The organism is Mesotoga sp. Brook.08.YT.4.2.5.2. (genome assembly GCF_003351125.1).
Taxonomy (GTDB): Bacteria; Thermotogota; Thermotogae; order Petrotogales; family Kosmotogaceae; genus Mesotoga.
On sequence record NZ_JPGZ01000053.1, the window covers coordinates 25318 to 46484 of the forward strand.

General features: G+C 46.8%; 16 protein-coding genes. 5 read left to right on the forward strand and 11 right to left on the reverse strand.

The window, feature by feature from the left end:
- Positions 1-75: 75 nt before the first annotated feature.
- The 5 genes from Q502_RS12805 to Q502_RS12825 all read right to left on the reverse strand — a co-directional run bounded on the left by Q502_RS12805 (position 76) and on the right by Q502_RS12825 (position 5146).
- On the reverse strand, positions 76-1041 hold the full coding sequence (locus tag Q502_RS12805; protein ID WP_374704125.1) for an extracellular solute-binding protein: 966 nt from the start codon (positions 1039-1041) through the stop codon (positions 76-78).
- A gap of 63 nt (positions 1042-1104) precedes the next feature.
- A complete protein-coding gene (locus Q502_RS12810) occupies positions 1105-1893 on the reverse strand; it encodes an ABC transporter permease (RefSeq protein WP_099828613.1) in 789 nt (262 codons plus the stop codon).
- Positions 1893-2777, reverse strand: coding sequence for an ABC transporter permease (locus tag Q502_RS12815; RefSeq protein WP_099828614.1), 885 nt, complete (start codon positions 2775-2777; stop codon positions 1893-1895). Before Q502_RS12815 ends, Q502_RS12810 begins: the two co-directional genes overlap by 1 nt.
- A complete protein-coding gene (locus tag Q502_RS12820; protein ID WP_099828615.1) occupies positions 2767-3894 on the reverse strand; it encodes an ABC transporter ATP-binding protein in 1128 nt (375 codons plus the stop codon). The genes Q502_RS12815 and Q502_RS12820 overlap by 11 nt, the downstream gene beginning before the upstream one ends.
- A gap of 70 nt (positions 3895-3964) precedes the next feature.
- On the reverse strand, positions 3965-5146 hold the full coding sequence (locus Q502_RS12825; protein WP_099828616.1) for a DUF401 family protein: 1182 nt from the start codon (positions 5144-5146) through the stop codon (positions 3965-3967).
- 66 nt (positions 5147-5212) lie between these two features.
- Between Q502_RS12825 and Q502_RS12830 the strand changes: the two genes are divergently transcribed.
- Complete coding sequence (locus Q502_RS12830) at positions 5213-6148, forward strand: alpha/beta hydrolase family protein (RefSeq protein ID WP_102818704.1); 936 nt, start codon at positions 5213-5215, stop codon at positions 6146-6148.
- Between the two features lie 787 nt (positions 6149-6935).
- On the opposite strand, the gene Q502_RS12840 is transcribed toward Q502_RS12830, so the two are convergent.
- A complete protein-coding gene (locus tag Q502_RS12840) occupies positions 6936-7895 on the reverse strand; it encodes a GNAT family N-acetyltransferase (protein WP_099830901.1) in 960 nt (319 codons plus the stop codon).
- 118 nt (positions 7896-8013) lie between these two features.
- Here Q502_RS12840 and Q502_RS12845 point away from each other — a divergent pair, with 118 nt between their 5' ends.
- Positions 8014-9183, forward strand: coding sequence for a TraB/GumN family protein (locus Q502_RS12845; protein ID WP_099830902.1), 1170 nt, complete (start codon positions 8014-8016; stop codon positions 9181-9183).
- 523 nt (positions 9184-9706) lie between these two features.
- Here Q502_RS12845 and Q502_RS12850 read toward each other — a convergent pair.
- The gene (locus Q502_RS12850; RefSeq protein ID WP_165775403.1) at positions 9707-11290 is read right to left on the reverse strand and encodes an IS5 family transposase; all 1584 of its coding nucleotides are present in this window, start codon (positions 11288-11290) and stop codon (positions 9707-9709) included.
- 199 nt (positions 11291-11489) lie between these two features.
- On the opposite strand from Q502_RS12850, the gene Q502_RS12855 reads away from it, so the two are divergent.
- Together Q502_RS12855 and Q502_RS12860 are read left to right on the forward strand one after the other, a co-directional pair.
- The gene (locus Q502_RS12855; protein ID WP_258394242.1) at positions 11490-13991 is read left to right on the forward strand and encodes an ABC transporter substrate-binding protein; all 2502 of its coding nucleotides are present in this window, start codon (positions 11490-11492) and stop codon (positions 13989-13991) included.
- A 150-nt stretch (positions 13992-14141) separates the two neighbouring features.
- Positions 14142-14303, forward strand: a complete 162-nt coding sequence (locus tag Q502_RS12860) for a transposase (RefSeq protein ID WP_112109488.1) — start codon at positions 14142-14144, stop codon at positions 14301-14303.
- 316 nt (positions 14304-14619) lie between these two features.
- On the opposite strand, the gene Q502_RS12865 is transcribed toward Q502_RS12860, so the two are convergent.
- The 4 genes from Q502_RS12865 to Q502_RS12880 form a co-directional block, all read right to left on the reverse strand.
- Positions 14620-15243, reverse strand: a complete 624-nt coding sequence (locus Q502_RS12865) for a class II aldolase/adducin family protein (protein ID WP_102818706.1) — start codon at positions 15241-15243, stop codon at positions 14620-14622.
- Between the two features lie 350 nt (positions 15244-15593).
- Positions 15594-17000, reverse strand: a complete 1407-nt coding sequence (locus Q502_RS12870) for an FAD-binding oxidoreductase (protein WP_099830466.1) — start codon at positions 16998-17000, stop codon at positions 15594-15596.
- Complete coding sequence (locus Q502_RS12875; protein ID WP_099830467.1) at positions 16997-17995, reverse strand: electron transfer flavoprotein subunit alpha/FixB family protein; 999 nt, start codon at positions 17993-17995, stop codon at positions 16997-16999. Before Q502_RS12875 ends, Q502_RS12870 begins: the two co-directional genes overlap by 4 nt.
- Entirely contained in the window at positions 17988-18785 is a 798-nt protein-coding gene (locus tag Q502_RS12880; RefSeq protein WP_099830468.1) for an electron transfer flavoprotein subunit beta/FixA family protein, read from the reverse strand. Before Q502_RS12880 ends, Q502_RS12875 begins: the two co-directional genes overlap by 8 nt.
- Positions 18786-19178: 393 nt before the next feature.
- Between Q502_RS12880 and Q502_RS12885 the strand changes: the two genes are divergently transcribed.
- On the forward strand, positions 19179-21038 hold the full coding sequence (locus Q502_RS12885; RefSeq protein WP_102818707.1) for a diguanylate cyclase domain-containing protein: 1860 nt from the start codon (positions 19179-19181) through the stop codon (positions 21036-21038).
- Positions 21039-21167: the final 129 nt, after the last annotated feature.

The following is a 21167-nucleotide window of genomic DNA, read 5'->3' on the forward strand; positions in this document are numbered from 1 at the left end:
AAAGAAAAAGCGCATCTCTCTGAAAAGGAGATGCGCCACTTCTGTAAAGCTCAACGAATCTTCAGAGTATCCACACTAGAGACCGAAACGAATCTCGTTCCACAGAGTGTTGTAAAGTCTAAGGTCCGGCCCGAGATCTTTGATCAATTCGGTGTTTTCCATTTCTTCAAAGGTGTAGACGGGCTCTTCCTCCATAAGCTCTCTAGCAGGCACGTTTGGAGAGGGAAGAAGTAGATAGTCTGAGATCAAAGCCGCTATCTCGGGTCTCAGAATGAAGTCTATGAACAGATGAGCGTTCTCAACGTTATTCGAGCCTTTTAGAATAACGAAACTGTCGATCCACATCGTACTGCCCTCAAAGGGAATGAAGAAATCGATGTCCTTAAGCTCTTCTTCGGTTGCCTCATAGAAGATGTTTTCTCCGTATCCGTGGACTACCCAGAACTCGCCGGAGATTATTCCTTTGGCAAAGAGCTCGTTATCAAACTTGACGATATTTCTCTTCCAGTTCAGGATTAGGTTCTTTGCTTCCTGAAGCTCATTGACATCGGTCGTGTTGACCGAGTATCCGAGATACTTCAAGGCGGCCCCAAAGACCTCTCTCATGTCGTCGAGCATTGTCATCTTTCCCTGGAGTTGAGGCAGTTCGAAGATCTTCCACGACCTCGGATAACTCTTGATGTACTTCGTATTGACTGCAATTCCCGTTGTTCCTACCATATAGGGGATGCTGAAGTTGTTGTTAGGGTCGTAATACATCTTTTCTATGACATTGGGATCAATATTCGCAAGATTGGGAACCAGCGACTTGTCTATCGTGAGCAGCATCTCTTCCTTGATCATTATGCTTGTGTAATCGGCTGAAGGCATAGCAAGATCGTAGCCGCGGGCACCTGCTTTGAGCTTTGCAAACATCGTCTCATTTGAATCGTAAGTGTCATAAGTCACTCTAATGCCGTACTCCTGAGAGAAAACCTCGCTAACCTCATCTGGTATGTAATCCGACCAGCCGTAGATGATCAGATTTCCCTGACCTAGCATCAGCGCGGCAACCAGAAGCACAACAGCTGTAATGGTAAATCTCTTAATCAATAATCCCACCTCCTAGAAGATTAGCTTTCTGAATCTGCTTCCAAAGAAGGAAATAAACATAGTACCAACCAGAAGCAGTGTGGAAAGCGCGTTTATTACCGGGGAGACCCCGAACTTAATCATTGAATAGATCTTTAAAGGCAGTGTTGTAGATCCCGGGCCGGCGACGAAGAATGTTATTACGAAGTCGTCTATTGACAGAGTGAGACTGAGCAGGAAGCCGGCGATGATTCCAGGCATGATAATTGGAACGATCACTTTTCTGAAGACCTCATGGGTTTTGGCTCCAAGATCTCTTGCAGCTTCAACCACAGAATAGTCGAAGTCTTCAAGTCTGGTCATAACCGTTACGGTAACGTAAGAGACACAGAAAGTAACGTGTGCCACGAAGATCGTAAAAAGGCCAAGAGGAACGCCGACGGCGACGAAGAAGATCAGCATCGAGACTCCCATCAAAATGTCCGGGATTATCAGAGGCGTGTACACAAGAATGCCCAGATAACCTTTCAGCCTTGACTGATACCAGTAGAGAGCCATAGCTGAGAACGTTCCTATCGCTGTGGCGGCCAGAGAAGAGGTCAATGCGATTATTACTGTATTGAGAAATGCCCTCCAGACATCGGCCTGTCTGAACAACTCGGAATACCACTTCAGGGTGAAGCCCGTCCAAGTAACTCCCTGTCTTGCGCTGTTGAAAGAGAGTACAATAAGTGCCACGATCGGCAAATAGAGAAAGACGAAGGCCAGCGTTGTGATCGTCATGGAGAATCTGCGTCTTCCAATAACCTTCTTTGTCTCCATCAGATCTCTTCCTCTCTCATATAGTTTTCGCGGATCGTAAGCCGCCTCTTATTCTGTACCTTGTTTATTCTCATGTAGACCAGCAGGCCCAACGTAGATATCAGCAGGAAGATCATTGAGATCGCCGAGGAAGACGGCCAGTCTCTTGCCACAGTAAGCTGTCTTGCAATAAGGTTTCCGAGCATAGCTCCATCCGTTCCGCCGACCAGATCGGGAATCGCGTATGAGCCGAGAGCGGGAATGAAAACTAGAATGATTCCCGCAATAATGCCTCCTCTAATGGAAGGAATAAGAACCTTGAAGATGGCCTCGGTTCTCTTCGCTCCTAGATCCATTGCAGCCTCAATAAGCCGGAAGTCGAACTTCTCTATTGCACTATAAAGAGGAAGAATCATATAGGGGAGATACATATACACTATGACAAGGATCACCGCCCCTGTTGTATACATTAGAGTAAGAGGCTCTTCAAGACCGAGCAGCTGCAGAAAAGAGTTAATAACCCCGTTTCTGCCCAGAATGACCATCCAGCCGAATATCCTTACGAGGAAGTTGGTCCAGAAAGGAACGATAACAAGAGTGAGGTAGAGGTTGCTTCTCTTCGATGTCGCTATGAAGTAGGCAGTGGGCAAACCGATTCCCAGGCAAATCACGGTGGCAACCAGAGAAATCCAAACAGTCTTCCAAAGTATCTGCCAGTACCCCGCGTTACCCAGCATCCGAGTGTAGCTTTCCAAAGTGAATGGAAGCTCCACTCCACCATATATTCCCGACGTCAGGAAACTGTACAGTATGATGATGAAATATGGTATCAGAAAGAAAACCGTCAACCAGAGAACTCCAGGCATCGAAACGAGGAATCCGGCCAGATTCCGATTACTCTTCAACTGGAACACCACCCGTTTCCCTGAGAACGTAGCTATCATCTGCGAACCACCAGACAAAAACATCATCTTTCCAGGAGATGATGACTTCGTCTAGCAGATATCTAACATGCTGCTTGAACGCTTTCATATAGTATTCGCCGATAGCTACGGTGTACTTCGTCTGGTTTCCAAGATAAATGGTCTCGTCGACCACTCCCTTCAAGACGTTGAGCTTGGCTCCTTCGGGGACAACGGGTTTGTCCTTTGTAATCTTCACCTTCTCGGGCCTCAATGAGACCTGTATTTCCTGCCCCTCTCTTACTTCCATATCCTTGTAGAACCAGACTTTTCCGAATCTCTCGGTAACCAGCAGGAAGTATTCGGATTCTACTTTCTCGACGTTCCCGGTGAAGAAATTCGTCTCTCCAATGAAATTAGCAACAAAAGCATTCACCGGGCTCTCGTAGACTTCGAAGGGAGTCCCCAGCTGAATAATCTCTCCATCGTTCATCACGGCCACATGGTCGGAAATCGACATGGCTTCGCTCTGATCATGAGTCACATATATAAAGGTGATCCCCACTTCATCATGTATCGTGTCAAGCTCAACGAGCATGTGCTGTCTAAGCTTTGCGTCCAGTGCGGCGAGAGGTTCATCAAGCAGCAACACGGCAGGGTTTCCCACAAGGGCTCTTGCGATCGCCACGCGTTGTTTCTGACCTCCGGAGAGCTGTGAGGGCATCTTTTCAACGTGTCCGTTGAGGCGGGTAAGATCTATCATTTCCTTAACCTTGCGCCGGATTTCATTCTCGGGTTCCTTCCTGAGTCTCAGGCTGAAGGCTATGTTCTCAAAAACACTCAAATGAGGAAAGAGTGCGTAATTTTGAAAGACGGTATTTACTTCTCGTTCGTTGGGAGGAGTTCCAATTATGTTCTTGCCATTGAGAGTTATATTGCCAGAGGTAGGGTCCTCAAACCCGGCTATCATTCTTAGAATAGTTGTCTTTCCGCAACCGGAGGGCCCAAGAAGAGAGAAGAACTCACCCTGTTCTATCTTAAGAGAAACGTTGTCCACAGCTGTAAAGGAGTTATCGAAGACCTTCGTCACGTTCGATAGGACAACGGAGTATTCTTTCAACTATTCTCACCTCCAGTCATCTTTGAAGCAAGTAACAGTATACCCTACAAAGCTCCGGAATTGTGTTAATTCAAGTTGACTTAAGGAGTACAAAGACAACTACACTTGCCGTTATTGATAGCAAAGTGGCAACGGCAATTCTCCTCACAATTCTTGGATACTCTACCTTGAAGTATTCGCTCGTCAATACTAGGCAGAGATGGACTGGTGAAACAAGAACTCCCACAACTGCAAAAGTGTAGGCGAGAATCGTTGTAGAGAGTGTACCATAACCGTTGCCCATACTTAGAATCAGTGGAAGACTGAGTCCGACGCCGGCCTGAGTTACCCCAGTCATGAATCCCATGAGAAAGGGCAGAAGTACTACGAGAGTCAGCGGTGCAATCGACCAGGCCGTAAGTTCCGAACCCATAGATTGTGGAATCCCGACTGTCTCAACGAGGTTCTTGTAGAAGAATACTGTTAGAAGAAGAATGAAAGTCTTGTATTTCAAAGAAGAAACGAGAACCTTCTTCTTGTTTTTGTTTATAAGCATATATACTATCGAGGTTCCCAGAACTGCCAGCCACCCTGGCTGATTGAGAATTACAAGCACGATCACGGCGATAATCGGCCACGCGCTGATAATAAGCTCTCTCATCGCGAAATGGCTGTAACGGATTCTAATAGGTTTGCGAATCATAAGTAGATAGCCCGCAACAAGCGCAACGGCTCCAATGGGCATTAGCCATATTACCAGTGTGTTCAAACTGATTCTAGATATCCCCGAGGCAATTACGAGGGCTGGATAGAGCGGCCAGAAGAACTCCATCGCGTGTCTGAACCAGTAATTGAACACTAGTCCGTCTTCATTGGAAATCGTGGGATCGGCCCTTGCCAGATCTTTCACCATTGGAGCAGAAAACATCGCCCCTCCAGGCATTGGAAGAAGACCGATTATTGCCGGCATAAGGGCTATCGAGACTCTCGGCTCGGGGAAAAGCCTTTCAACGGCTTTCACAAACCTTGAAGAGTTGCCACTCTTGTCCATTGTTTCTCCCATGAGATAAATCGAGAAGACTGTAATGATAACCTTCCAGAATTCCCAGTCTGTAATCTCTTCAACGAACGCGCTAAGATAGTTTGTCGGGGAGATCATTAGCACAATACCAAGACCAATGACCGAGATCAAAAGCGACAAGGAAATGTCTTTGAGGATCTTTAGAGATACAATTAAGACAACGATAGCTACTGCAACTGCTAGAGTGTTCATTGATTCCTCCCAAGGGTACAGGTTAGCTTATCGAATTATTATATAATTTTGTTGAGGTAGAAGTAAATGGAGAATGTGGTTTTTGCAAGACGTTATTCCGATCATCCAGAAATAATAGAGAGATCCGATAGCGATAAAGGCTCGAGAATAATTCTGAAGTCCAACTATCCGAGTGGCTTTTCAGAGAACGGAGATCTCCCTCTATACCTTTACAAAGGAGGAAGAAAGGGGACTGTTCTCTTCTTTCATGGAAGGGGGGAAAAGAACCTCGATTACCTGAGGTGGTTTCCCGAAAACCTTGCGAAGACGGGTTATGCCGGTGCTATGATGATACTTCCCTATCATTTCGAAAGAACCCCCATAGGCTACAGATCGGGAGAGCTGTTTCTCGATCCTAGAACAGATGTTCTTAGGGAGCGTTTTGAAAACGCGGTTGTTGACGGTCTTACATGTTTGAATTACCTCAAATGGGAGTGCCCTCCACCTTACTTTCTGATGGGATACAGCTTCGGAGGGTTTATATCTGTCATAACGGCGGCACTCGACAGGTCGATCTGCGCACTCTCGCTCGTCGTCACGGGCGGGAATTTCTACCACATAACCTGGAAGAGCTTCGTGACAGGTGTGATGAGAGTCAAATACGAAGAGGACGGGTCCTGCAACAAGGAGAAATGCAAGAAACTGCATGGTGAAGATTATGAGAGATACATCCGTTCCTTGGAGGGCCCCGAGCTGGAAATCGGTAGTGCTCCAATATCCTGCTTTGAGTACGACCCACTGACATTCGCGAAGTTTGTCAAGTGTCCGACTCTCATAAACGGTGCCCTCTTCGACATTTTCGTCTCCAGACGCTCCACAAAGGAACTCTCAGAGAGGATACCAAATTCGACACTCCGATGGATGCCTACAGGCCATTTGACCTCAATACTCCTCAAGAAGACGATTCTGAAAAGATCAATAGATTTCTTCGAAGGAAAATGTAAAGAAAAGAATGTTCTATGAAAACCGGGGCGGGGGGTAGCGGATTAGGGGGTTGGAAAGAGCGGAATAAGATGCAAGGCTGGCTTCGCCAGGAAGTGAGGCTCGCTGGCGCGAGGAAGTGATGCCCGGAAGGGCATCCGGGGAAGTGATGCTGGCGCTTTCGCACCAGGAGGGAGAAGAAATTACCGAGGTCGGGGATTGCAGGTTGGGGGTTGGTGTGTGCCAAGAAGGCGAAGGCCGGGGTCGGAGGTTTGTGGTTGGGGTTCGAAAGAGCAAAGTGAAACTGGTTCTCCGTTGAACAGTTCACCGTTCTCCGAGGAAAATTCTTCGTTCCAGAGCGAGGATCTGTTCTTCGTTCTTGGTTTAGATCAAAAACCACGAACACGAGATTCTGAATGGAGTTCATAATGACGGATTCTTTCGCTCAGCGACCAGAGGATTTTTTCTCTTAAGCGCACAGCGGTTCTTGTGCTTGCAACTTGGAACATGCAACTCGCAACCGCTCTTTCGAACAAACAGCTGTTCTCCCAAGAACGGCTTCTAGCGATCTAACCAGACCCCGGACCCGGTTCATACCCGCGAAGAAGGCATTGCGACCTGGGACGTTCTTGCCCGGCCTTGCGTCCGGCGATGTTCTTCGGCGCCTGCCTTTAGTCTGATCTTTTGTTTTTCGCACCTAGATCTTGCAACGTGGAACTGGCAACTTGCAACTGGTCTCGGCCGCGAAGCGAAACTGGCGAAGGCGTAGCCTTCACAGGCGCGATGATTTTCGCCTTTTGACTGGACTCTGTAAGCAGACTCCTCCTCATCACACGTAATCAAAACCGTAGTCTGGAAGAGTTATAGGAAGACCCTTGAACTTGCTGCAGCATAGAATCTCCTGATTAAGTTCGGCCAAAGAGAGTCTTTCAGCACTCTCCAGAAATCTGTCGTAATCCTCCGAAAGCATTACCTCGGTGAAATAGCTTTCCATCTGATCGAAGAAGTGGCGTTTCGAAATGACCTTTGCCGTTCCCGGAAACTCGCATGGCAGGCTTTCTTCGCTTCTGAATAGTCTGTCGGCGATTATAGTGCACTCTTCAAGTCCTTCTTTTTCTATGAAGCTTTTTGTCAAGGATATTACGTCCTTGCTGCTGCCTCCATATTCCACAACGTGATTCCCCGTTTCCTTTTCCACAACGGTGATGTACGCTCTGTCGTTGATATAGGTCTTTGTCTTTCTGGCCACTGCGTATCCTGTCGAGAAGATCTTCTCAAAATCCGAAAAGCTCCTGATGTATCTGACGGGTTTCAGTCGGTACAGGTCAAGAATCCTTCCGATGTCGGTACGCTTTGCTTCCCTCATCGCGGTTGCTCTACCATGTTTCACTACAATCTTTTTGAGACCGGGGGGTTTGACCGCTCCAAAACGCTGATACATCCCTCTTCCTCCGGATATGATGAGCAGTGATAGTCCCAGATCTATAGCCAATTCCTCTGCCTTGGCAAGAGTCACGGCGCCGTAATTCTTTCCGCGGTAGTCTGGGTGAGTGCATACCGAACCAACGAGTCCAACTTTCATTCTGTGACCGAATAGAGATATTTCTCTGGGAAGGAGCCCGATCATCGCTACAGGTCTTCCAGCGTCTTTGACAACGGTTATGTTCTTAACGTTTTCCTCGGAGAAAAGCACAGGAAAGATCTTGCCCATTTCAGTATTGAAGACCAGAGATGCTAGCTCAATAGCTCCTTCGAGATCTCCGATCTCAGCTCGGACGGGGCTGCTCAAGAGAACACCTCCCAACATCATCTTAATCAGCTATATAATTGATAATCTCATAAACACGAGTTAGCTGCAAGATTATGATTAAATAGAGTTTGATAATTAAATCGAAAGGGTGATTTCGTTGTCCGAGACAGTGCACAGAATAATGCTTGATGACAAAGAATTGATAGTTATCGGTACCGCCCACGTATCAAAGAACAGCGCCGAAGAAGTGAAGACGATCATTGAGGAAGAGAAACCCGATTCCGTTGCTATAGAGTTGTGTAATTCCCGTTATCAATCGATGCAGGATCAGGATAGATGGAAGAAGACCGATATCGCAAAGGTTGTTAAGGAGAAGAAATCCTTTCTTCTTCTGGCAAATCTCATACTCTCTTCCTATCAGAAGAGAATGGCGAAGCAGATAGGAATTCAAGCTGGACAGGAGATGCTGCAGGCTATTGAGTCGGCAAAAGAGATAGGAGCGCAGCTTGTTCTCGCGGATAGAGATATTCAGGTTACTTTCGCAAGAATATGGGGAAATCTCGGCTTCTGGGGAAAGACGAAACTCTTCTTCACTCTCGTTCTGTCAATTTTCAGCGATGAGAAGATAACCGAAGAAGATCTTGAAAAGATGAAGTCGGGTGATATGCTTACATCGGCTCTTAGTGAACTTTCAAAGTCTTTTCCGCAGCTGAAGGAGACTCTTATTGACGAGAGGGACAAGTTTCTTGCCCAGAAGATCAAGACGGCTCCAGGAAAGAAAGTAGTCGCAGTCGTTGGTGCCGGACATGTCCCGGGTTTGAAAGAGGCTATAAAAGAGGATCAGGACCTTGTGGCACTCAGCAAGATCCCTCCGAAGAAGAAGACCGGTAAGATTATCGGCTGGACCATATCAATAGTCATTATTGCTCTCATGGTATCTACTATTATCGTGAACAGGGATGCCGGATTAGACCAGATACTGGCCTGGATCCTCTGGAACGGATCGCTTTCTGCTCTGGGGACTATTGCAGCTCTTGGCCACCCTCTCTCTATATTGACTGCTTTCTTCATCGCTCCGGTGAGTTCCTTGAACCCTATTCTCGCTGCCGGGTGGTTTGCCGGTCTTGTGGAGGCGCTGGTGAGAAAGCCAAAGGTCTTCGACTTTGAAAACTTGAACGAAGATGTAAGTTCATTCAAGGGGTTCTGGAAAAACAGAGTTACGAAGATCCTTCTGGTTGTAGTATTCGCGAACGTTGGAAGCAGTGTGGGGACTTTTATCGGGGGAGCCGAGGTCATTAGGATCTTTGTTAAGTCTTTCTTCGGATAAGAGGATGCCTGCGTTCTTGAATGCTTTCATTGTAGAACAAAGAGACTGACGATATTGCTGAGAGTGTACCCAAGGTTGGTTTCTAGGAGCACATAGGTTCCTGAAGGAAGGAATTTCAAACAGCCGGCTACTTCTGATCGGGAGAAGATTTGCCGATTGGGCCCTTGCAGCCTACTTTATTCTTGATGAAGATGGTTTCACAGTTGCGTAGAATGTCCTTGGCACGGTGAGCTTATCGAAGGAAAAGGGATACGTCGATAGAGAGAAGTAACAGACATCGGTTTATCCGGCAAATTCTCAGTAACTAAGGCTAGTTTGTTCCGTAATGCATCATAATTAAATCTACTCAAGAGAGAAGTTCTTCGTCTTTTGAGTCCAAATGTAATATAATAGTATCGTAAGACATTTGCTTTTTTATGAAGCGTTGATTACTTCAGTATCGATCATGGATTACACTGTTTTTTTTTGCTCTTTGATAATCTCTCTCGTTTCTTGTCATTACCTAGGGCTTCCTGAAAAACTACTACCTTCTTCCAGTTAAAGAGGTCGTCATGTTCAAGAGAGTAGTAGTTGACTCACAATATGTGGATTTTGACGTAGAACACCCTCGAAATTGCTCCGAATTCCTCCGATTTCTCCCCAGAATAGCCATCGGAAAAATGAAAAAAAATAAGCCCCTCAACCAGCGGGCAAGGTTCATTGCAATCATCGTAAAAGCGATCATGGTTTCGCTTGTTTCTTTCAGCTTTCCCCGGATAAGCCCCAGTCCATATTTCCGCTTTCCTTCTCCAATCTTGCCTTCAACTGCGTTCCTCACTCTTGCATCTTGTATCATGATCTTTCTCTCTTCTTTCTGTATCTGTGGGTTCTTCCTTCCCAGTCTCGGACCAGTAATCCTTATCCCTCTTTCCTGGCAATAACGTATGTTCTCACGGTTACGATACAGTTTGTCCACCAGCACCACTTCAGGATAGTAACCATAAGTCTGGCGGTATCGTTCTACGCTTTCTTTCATGGTTGCTCCTTCATTGAAGTTCTCCCAGCTCAGCTTTTCAATTTGAGCAAGTCCGTTGACTACACTGATTGCTATCTTGGCTCCGAACTCCGTGGGGCTTTTCTTCTTCCCTCGCTTGATAGGGCGTATATGTGGTTGGCTGATGCTGACTATTCGATGATCGATTCTGCGAATCTTTGTCTGGTACATCGTGCTTTGCTGATTGTAAAGTGTTCGGATCGTTTCCAGTTCTTTTCGTTGTTTCTGGTTCAATGTGTCTTGTGATTGTTGTCTCAACATCTCTTCGATGATTTTCAGGTCTCTTTTGACATATCTCAGTTGTTTCCCTATGGCTTTTCGCATCTGTAAAGCTCGAAACTTCGGCTTTTTTGCCACAACCAGGTATTGCATGCGGGCTTTGTTTCTGTATGTTCGTGGCTTCTTTGGCTTGTCTTCTCGTTGATCTGCCTTGTAGAGGGTGTCGATGATTCTTTCAAGTTTTTCTCTCCCCTCATTCAACAGCCTCAGATCGGTGGGATATTGTATGTCACTGGGAGCACAGGTAGCATCCAGTAACAACGTCCCTTTGTTGGGACTGGGTTTATCGTTGTGTTGCTGCGTGTTTCCCTGGTCGTTCTGTTTTGTAATGTCGCCATCGTTATCTCTGGATGAAGGCAGTTCTTCTTTTGTTGGTCTTTCAGCTCTTTGGATGTATTGTATGATCATGTCGTTGATGTCTTTTGCATTCTCAAAGTTAAAGCGCCTTCTGAAATGCACCATCATGGATGCGTCAAACAATGGAACCACCTGGTATTCTTTCATTCCCAGAAAATACTGCAAATACGGGTTCTCCGCAACCTGTGCTGCTGTCTCTTCATCGGTGTAGTTCTTCATCGCCTGTATTACCAGTGCACCAAATGCGATCCTTGCACTCTTTGCAGGTGCTCCCATTCCAGAGTCTGCAAACAACTTAGCATATCTGTCTTCAATCTCTTTCCACGGTATGATCTCACTCAGTCGAACCCATTGATTCTCTTTCGACAGTACTCTTGTCAGTGATCCTCCGAATCCAACCATTTCCATCTGGTTCTCTTTATGTCTCCTCAGAAACATCTTCGTCATCACCTCGGTGCAAGCATTTTGAGTCTATACCTTGTTTCCCCTTGCACCATTATACCACATTATTCGCCTGTACTTCACTATTCATGCGCTTTGTGTGCTTTTTCAGGAAGCCCTACCTAGTTGAAACAGCTTTATCCCAGTCAAAACTGTGTCTCTTACGAACTGGCAACTACAAAAGGAGGCGAAAAAAGTGAAGAGAAGACTAACAACTTCTGTGTTAGTGATGTTGTTGCTGCTCGGCGGGCTTGCGCTTGCAGTGCAGAAGGGGCCCTATCCTGATCTTGTCTATTTCAACGTTAGGATGTCCGAAGATATCGCTCTGAAAGATACTGCGGAAGGGATGACCGATATCTTCATGTGGGGTCTATCTGGTCCTCAGATCTTCGGACTCGATCAGGCCACCAGAGACAAGCTTGATTTGTATGCCGTTCCATCCGGTTCGTGGTCGCTACTGATGAACCCGATTCCCAACGAAGCGCCCTATGTAGTAGAAGTTGGGGGCAAGGAGTACTTCAATGCCTTTGCTATCAGGGATATCAGGTTTGCGATTAACGACTTGATTAACAGACAGTACCTAGTCGATGAGATTCTTGGAGGTGCAGGCACTCCGGCCTTCACTATGGCTACAACGGGACAGCCTGGAACGTACCGTTATAACCTTCTCGCAACGAAGTTTGGCTTTACAGCAGAGGGTAACGAGGCAAGAGCTTTGGAAGTAATAGAAAGCTCTATGCAAGCTGCGGCTAATCTTCCGGAAAATGTCGGAAGGCTTGTGAAGAGAGCCGATGGCTTCTGGTACTTTGACAATGAGCCCGTTACGATCAAAATCGCCATTAGAGTGGACGACCCTCAAGGCCGCCTAAAGGAAGGAGATTACATCGCCGATCAGCTGGAAAAGGCAGGACTGAAGGCTGAAAGGCTTTACTGGGACAGGATCAAATGCAGCAGTGTTGTTTACGGTGGAGATCCGGCGGAATTCACCTGGCAGATGTACACAGAAGGCTGGGGAGCAGGAGCAACAAGAGCCTTCTGGGAGCATATCGTCGCCCAGATGTACGCCCCGTGGTACGGGTACATGCCAGGTGGAATGACGGAAGGCTTCTGGAACTATCAACAGGATGAGATTGATGAGGTTACACTGAATGCCTATACCGGAAACTTCCTGACCGAGGAGGAGTACTGGGAACTGGCGCTGAGAGGTCTTGAGCTGGGTCTTGAGGAAGCAGTCAGGATATATGTTGTAAATCAGTTGGATTTCTTCGTTGCCAACTCGGCGAGACTGAAGCAGAGATTCGCTTATGGGCTTGGGGACGGTCTCAACACCTGGTCGATAAGAACTGCCGTTACAGATGACCGAACGCTATTCATAACGCAGTTCTCGGCTATGGGGTCGCTCTTCATGGATGCCTGGGACCCGATAGGGACGGACGGTTTTGACAGCGTATACTCGAATTACATAGCCGGAAACCTTTATGATTCGGCGATGTTCGAAAGTCCGGCATCAGCTATCTCCACACCTTTAAGAGCGGTACCGGTTGAAGTTGAAACTAGGGCAAGGCGTAACGAAGAGGGAGATGTAGTAGGCGACTTTGATGTTCCCGCAAATGCGATAAATTACTGCCCGTTCAACGAAGCCTGGCTGGAGGTTGGAGAAGGGAACAAATCGATGTCTATGGCTACGTATGAGTTCAGATTCGGCAACTTACATCATGGACAACCCATTTCGATAGTTGATTTTCTGTACGCTCAGGGCTTCCAGATGGAATGGGCCAACAAAGAGGGCGATGATGACCTTCAGTACGAGCGGGCGTATTCCTCGTCGCTTAAGAGTTCGTTGGATACTATAATCGGCTGGGTATTGAACGAGGATGATACCATAACTGTGTATTTCAACTACAACTTCCCCGCGAGCAAGGAAAGAGTTGCTGGTTGGGGAGCGCCGGGTATAAGTGTCTCTGCATCGGGCCATGCGGTCGGTTGTGCATGGGAGATCGCAGAAGCAATGTCGTTGCTTGTAACTGAAGGCAGCAAGTCCGGCACTTCTTACTCAATAACTATGGATCCTGCCTTCACCGAAGTCGATGCTATTGCTCCTGCGTGTGTGAAAGACATCAGAGCTAAACTTGTCGAGATGAAGGAAAGGAAACACATTCCAAACTACATCAAGGAGTTTGTGGATGAGCAGTATGTTCTCGAGAGATACGATGCGGCGATCAAATTCATAGACAACTACGGTCATGCTTACATCAGCAACGGTCCGTTCTATCTCTCAAAGTTCGATTCAACATCTAACTTCATGGAACTAAGAGCTTTCAGAGATCCAAGCTATCCATTTGAAGACACCTACTGGATAGAGGAACTGAAGGTGCTAAGACTGGAGATTGAGAGTATCGAAACCCCCGCCTTCATAGGGAAGGGTAGCGATCTTCCAGTAACGGTCCACGTCGCGGAAGTCACGTACCCGATTGACGAGGCGGTTCCTGCGACAGTCGGAGAAGTAACGGTTTCTTTGATTTTCGGTCAGGAAAGCGTCGAGTTCAAGGCTGTTATGGTCCAGCATGGCGTCTTCGAGTGCACGATACCGGCAAGTGTGTTTGAGAAACTCGAGTCTGGATCATACGTTATCATGGCCATTGCCGAGCTTGAAGGAGCTATCCCAGCTTCGGCTTCCACTTCGGTGGTCCTCTTCTGATAGCTTTCTGAAGAGCTATTTGAAGAGTAGTTCGCAATTTGGAGAGGTAGTGTTTCTTGCACTGCCTCTCCTTCAGTTTCTCCGTATTCACCCCCCAGGGGAATTGGACAAGTAAGTTAGGAATAGTAGACTAAGAAGGGGTGAATATGGATGAAGCATCCGAGAGGCAAGCGTTATGATCCTGAGTTCAAACTTAGATTAGCTAAGGAGTTTGCAGAGACAGACAAGACACTTGAAGAGATTGCACAAGAGAATGGAATAAGCTCCAAGGGTTCTCAAGGAAACGCGGGTTCGAGAAATGAGGTGCGATGAGAAAGATTTTGCTCTGTAAGGTAGATCTCGAGCATCTTTTGCTGTCTGCAAGACGGCAGTCACTGTTGGACAAACTCAACGTCTATCGATGAATGAGAATGGGACCAGTTCACGGCCCATTGAAGATAGCTCAAAAGATACCCCAGAAAATCTGGGGTCTTGTTACTTCATGAAGCATGGCTACAAGGAGAAGAACTCCTCTTAAGTCTCAAGAACTCTCTTTTGAACAGACCCGCAAATAGAGTATCGAAAGTCGTCTCAACATAAAAGAATCAGAAATCGCTCCAGTGAGATTAGTTTAGAACCTACGGTGCTTCTAGTATCCCCTAACTTTTCTCAAGAACCTTTCAACTTCTTCAGAAGGGATCTCCAGATGGCCGGGCCTTGCGCCTGAGAGATGGGTTATCTGCGCCAGAAATTCCAGTGTTTCGAGCTTGGCGTAAGCCTCTTCAATGCTTTTACCGGTAACGGTGACACCGTGATTCCTGAGAACAAAGGTTCTCGAACCCTGCTTCAAGCCTTCACCGAATACCTCTGCGAAATCGTCTGTGCCTGGCATTTTGTAGGGCAGATAAGTTATTGGAGCCAGCATGAGCGCGGTTTCGGGCAGGACGTTTACCGGGAACTCCTTCTGTTGAACGGCCATAGTCGTTGCATGGACAGGATGAGCGTGAAAAACGGATACAACTTCGTTACACTCTCTGTAAATCTTCAAGTGCATCCTGTATTCAGACGATGCTTCTCTTCTTCCTCTCACTTTGTTTCCCGCAAGATCGACCTCGACCAGATCCTCTTCCGTCAAAAAATGCTTCACCATTGTTGTAGGAGTTATCACAATATGATCTCCGATTCGAACGCTCATGTTTCCACCAGTGCTTTCCGTTAGTCTTCTGTCCCACGCCAGCCTTGCAAAAAGGACCAGTTCTTCTCTCAAATCCATAATGGCCTCCATTCTGTTCGATATTCTGCTCTATATATAGAATGAAATAATTATAAGTCGATTTTATTATAGCGAGTTACTTTTCGTTGCCGAGAACAGTTGCAAGTTGTCAGTTGCAGTGTGCCAAGATGACGTCAAGGACTGTCATTCGAGAGTTTAAACTTCTGAGCCTGCGCTGGAATCCACTCACTTTCTCATCCCGTAGTGGTTCTGTACGGGATCTAATCTCGACCGTCTTGAGCTGCGGCGGACGATGTAAGAGGTTTGAGGCTAGAGGTCAGAAAGGCAAGATCTAATTGCTCTTCTTACCTCTTTCCTCTTGCCTCTTACGTCTTTTTTTTTTTGCCCCTTCAAAGATCGACAATCTTCCCTGGATTGAGCACATTGTTCGGGTCAAAGGCCTTCTTTATGCCGCGTATTAGTTCAAGCTGGGATTCATCGATTATCGATGCGAGATATTTCTTTCTCTTGATTCCTATACCATGTTCTCCGCTGATACAGCCCCCCAACTCTGTGGTTTCGTCAAAGAGCTCTTTCTCGGCCAGCGGGAGATTTCTGTCCCATTGGTCTTGAGGAAGGTTCCCCTTTATGAAGGTTACGTGCACATTTCCATCTCCTGCATGACCAAAGGAGATCATCTCAAGACCATACTTCTCGGCTATCTCTTCGGATGCTTTTATCAGTTTTGGTATACTTGCCATCGGAACGGAGACGTCTTCCATGCTGTGTATTGGGCTTATTGCAGCGAGGGCTTCAGCAATCGATTTTCTTGCCTTCCATAGTTTGTCTCTTGTATTTCTGTTGTCCGCCACGAAGGCCTCAAGACCACCGGCGGCCATAGCTGCCTCGCCTAGCTTCACATAGTCATCAAAGATTGAATCCTTGCTGTTGCCTTCTACTTCAATTATCAGATGGGCTCCGGCATCTGCGTATGGGAACTCCACATTCAGGAATCTGCAGGCTGCTTTGATAGATGAGGCGTCCATGAATTCAAGAGAAGTCGGAACAACTCCGGAGCCGCTCATTAGTTTCGGCACTGCTGATATTGCAGTATCAATATCTGGATAGGGCACGAGCAGTGCGACTGAGTACTTTGGCTTCGGAAGGAGCCTTAGGATAATTTTGGTCACTATTCCAAGAGTTCCTTCCGAACCGACCAAGAGGTGGACGAAGTCAAATCCGCTGACATCTTTGAGCCTCTTCCCGCCGAAAGTTGTCACCTCTCCTGAGGGCAGGACTACCTCAAGGCCGTAAACATGGTATCCCGTCGGTCCATATTTCATGACTTTGTTTCCTCCGGCGTTTTCCGCAACGTTGCCCCCGATCGAGGAGCTCTCGCTGCTGCAGGGATCCCCCCCGTAAACGAGGTTATGTCTGTCTGCCAGTTTCTGGATCTCTCCGGTGATAACCCCCGGCTCCAAAGTAATCATCATGTTGGCTTCGTCGAATTCAAGGATCTTGTTCATCTTTTCAAAACTCATGACAATTCCCCGGAAAGACGGAACTGCACCTCCGGATAGTCCGGTTCCTGCTCCACGCGGAGTTACTGGAATCAGATGCTCGTTTGCAAATCTCATAATCTTCGAAACCTCGGCAGTGCTCACCGGGAAAGTAATTACCTCGGGTCTCACGGCTTTCACTTCTGCCGTCTCATCTCTCGAGTATCGATCCAGAGACTCTTCGTCGTACTTCACAGGGATTTGTAAAAGCCTTTGGAGCTCTTCTATTAGGTTGGCATTAAGCTGTCCGTATTTCACTTTTTCACCTCCGACTCAAGGGCTTCTACGAGATCGTTCAAGATCTCTACGGCATCTCCTACAAGCCCGATGTCTGCGAAGTTGAATATCGCTGCGTTTCTGTCTCTGTTTATTGCAACTATGAATTCAGCAGTCTGCATTCCTGCAATGTGCTGAACGGCTCCGGAAATTCCTGCAGCGATGTAGATCTTCGGCTTGACCGTGTGACCGCTTAGTCCTACCTGGGCTTCATGTCCGACCCACTTCGAATCTACTATCTTTCTGGAAGCACCTACGGTCCCATTAATCAGCTTTGTAAGTCTGTAGATCGGTTCCATGTTCTCAACTTTTCTGAGACCCATCCCTCCCGCGATTATTACCTCTGCGTCTTGAACGCCTTTCTTTCCTTCGCCTATTGGTTTGAACTGGAGAAGCGTTGCGTTTGTCTCGATCATCTCTGGAGTAACCTCGAAGGATTCCACTTCGCCGTTTCCCATGTAGGGTTCCTTCAAGGCCGAGAATGTCTTTGGCCTGACCGTTGCCATCTGGGGCCTGTGGTTAGGGGTCTTGATCGTAGCCATTATATTGCCCCCGATTGCCGGTCTGGTTTGCAGCAGATTTCCTGTGTCCTCCTCAATATCCAGTCCGGTGCAGTCGGCAGTAAGGCCGGTCTTCAACAGCGCCGCCAGTCCGGGCATGTAGGTTCTCCCCGAAGTCGTCGCCGGGGCAAGCACGATTTCCGGCGAGAGTTTCTTGACGATCGCGGCAAGAGTCTTTGTGTAGGGCTCAAAGTTGAATCTTCCAAGACTCTTATCTATAGCCATGATAATTTTGTCGGCCCCACCGGAGAAGAGCGATGCCGTTGCATCTTCATCAAGTCGATTGTCAGAGAGGACCGCTACCGAAACGTTGAAGGGACGCTTGAGTGAAAGCTCGCGAGCCTTCCCCAGTAGTTCATATGTACTCGAATGGATTTCGCTTCCTCTTCTTTCTGCGATTACCAGAAGATCACTCATGATTCACCACCAGATATGGAAGCAGTCTCTTTTTTATCTCATCTATCCCATGTTTTAGATCGCTTCCTTCGTACATCTCTACCTTTCTTGAGAGTTTTGGGGTTCCTATCCTTACTACTCTCGTAGGTGAACCAGTCAGACCGGTCTCCGATGGATCCATTGCAAGAGAATCGTTTCCGATTCTCTCAATGGGCGCATCTTTCGCCAGTTTCTTGCCACTCAGTGTCGGAAGTCTCGGCTCGTTAACGTCTTTTGTCACCGATATTAGTGAAGGCAGAGGGAGATTCCATATCTCTTTGCCGTCCTCTACTTCGCGTTCAACGGTAATCTCGTTATCCTCGAGATCGACTATGCTGGAAACATAGGTCGCTACCGGTATGCCCAGCATGGCTCCCGTCTCGGGTCCGACCTGCCCTGTCTCGCCGTCTGTTGCCTTTTCTCCAGCAAGGATCAGGTCAAACGGACCTTCTCTTTCCGCGAATCTCGCTAGAGCCATGGCTGTGGCCCATGTATCGGCTCCCGCAAATCTTCTGTCTGTAAGGAGAACCGCCCTGTCGGCTCCCATGGCAATCGCCTCTCTTACGGCCTCTTCTGCCACAGGAGGTCCCATAGAGACCACGGTGATCGAATGATCACCTGCTTCCTTCAACCTCAAAGCGGTCTCCAGCGCATGAAGGTCAAGCGGATTAATAACTGTCCCAACTCCTTCTCTTATCATCGTCCCCGTTTCGGGATTGAGCTTAACTTCATCGGTATCCGGAACTTGTTTTAGAAGAACAAGAATCTTCAAAATGAACTCCCCCTCGAACTGTCATCTCTATTCAATATTAATACACAGGTCGATCACTTTCTCGCAGGAGAGCAGCAGGTAAACAAACTCGGCTTGAGAGATTGGTTCTGTCTGATTCGGGAAGAAGAGAATCCGTGAAACCGTTACGGTTCAAGAAAACCAAACTAATGACTGAATAAAAAGAATGAAATACCAGCATTTTGTCGGAAGTGAACAAATCGATAGAGCACAATTTTGATTATATTACTCTTAAGTTAGGTGAGAACTTTCGAGATTTGCTACTTGTCATGAATATAGCTATTACAGACGATACTCAACAGACTGCTTTTCATGAAGACTTTCTTTTTTTGTAATGATCGTGATATGATATTTGGGACCGGGGTGAATCGAAAAATGAATAAAATCGTTCTTACATTGCTTGTATCGATTCTGTTGTTTACATCAGTAATTGCAGATAAGCTCACTTTTGGCGGGGATAATGCTTATCCTCCGTATGAGTTTGTTGATAAAAACGGCGAGCCCATCGGTTTCAATGTTGATTTGATGCGTGCGGTTGCAGACTCAGCCGAACTGGATATTGAGATTGAGCTTGGTGAGTGGAACAGTGTTGTCGAAAAGCTTCAGTCGGGAGAACTTAACGGTCTATTAGGGATGGCTGTTACTCCCGAGAGACAGAAGATATATAGCTTCTCGATTCCCCACAATACCCTCCATATGGGGATATTCTATAGAAAGGGTCAAAAGGAAACGACAGTTGAAGACTTGTTCGGTAAAGAAATAGTAGTTCAGCGCAACGGAGTTATGCATGATTATCTGCTCGAGAATTCAATTACAGACAAAATCATTGCCGTTGAATCTCCGATAGAGGGACTGAAGCTTCTATCCTCAGGAAGTGGCGACTTTGGTCTTTTCGAGAAGTACCAATGTCTCTACTTTGTCAAGGAGAACAAGATCGATAATCTTGAAGTTTCGAGTACCGCGGTCTTCGACAGAGACTACGCTTTCGCAACGGCAAAAGACGACTTCGTTCTTCTCAATAAACTGAATAAGGGCCTCCTGCTTGTAAGAGAGAGCGGGGAATACGGCATGATTTTCGAGAAGTGGTTTGGCTCTGCAAACTGGTTCGAAGAGAACAAGAGGCATCTGTTGGTGGCCGCAGGAATTCTCGTTTTCTTTGCCATCGGTCTGTTTTTCCTCTGGATCTGGAATCACACTCTTAAAAGACGTGTCAAGGCAAGAACCGAGGAGCTTGAGAAGAAGGCAACTGAAAACGAGCGCCTGAGGGCCAAGATAAGAAGTCTCCATGATATTGCCTTCAAGATGGAGAGCTGCACAGAAGAAGAGGAAGTCTATGATCTCATTGTTGAAGCAGCCACCGATATTCTGAGTTTCGACTATTACAGTCTGGATGTTGTTGAAGGAGACTATCTAGTTGCCAAGAGACATTCTGGTAACATTGAGGTCAACTCTCGCGTTCCGAAGTATGAGGGGATTGCTGGAGAGACTTTGAAGACGGGGAAAACAATAATAATCGATGACGTTTCGAAGGAAATCGATGCAAGACCTTCAAGCAGTAAGATCAAGGCAGTACTTAGTGTTCCTATTGGAGATTACGGTGTTTTTCAAACGGTCACCATTGAATCGGGAAGCTTCAAACAAGAAGATGCCGAGCTTGCCGAGTTGTTGATGCTTCACGCTCTTGGAGCCTTTGAAAAGATCAAGAAAAGTAAAGAAATACGTTTCCTTGCTTTCCACGATTCGCTGACTGGCCTCTACAACAGGACCTTCTTCGATGAAGAAGTGTCCAGGGTTGACACTTCGAGAAATCTTCCGATTTCAGTCATTTTTGCGGATGTCAACGGGCTGAAGGCACTAAACGATTCCTTCGGCCATTTCTACGGCGACGACTATCTGAAGACGATATCTCGCACAATTAAGGAATCCTGCAGGCACGAGGATCTCGTCGTTCGATGGGGTGGAGATGAGTTTGTTGTCCTTCTTCTGAGAACAGACACCGAAAAGGCAGAGGAAATCGTCTCAAGGATAGAGGAAAACCTGAGCAAGGTGGGATGTTTCTCTGTGGAAGCTAGCGCCTCCTTTGGAGTTGCCACTAAGAAAGATCTTGTAACTGATTTTTATGACGTACTTAGGAATGCAGAACTTGCAATGTATTCGAAGAAAAGAGAAGTGAACAGTAAGACTGATTCCAGAGGGCCAAACTTTCCAGAAGCAATCCGCGATGATCAAGAGTGATTAAAGACGATTATGTCTTCTTTCTGACTCCAAACTTCTAATTACGAAAATTTTCTCTGTTTTTCAAATTTGTTGCGAGTTCGTTCGCTTGCTATAATTATTTTGTTTGTACGTACATGTGTACGTGCG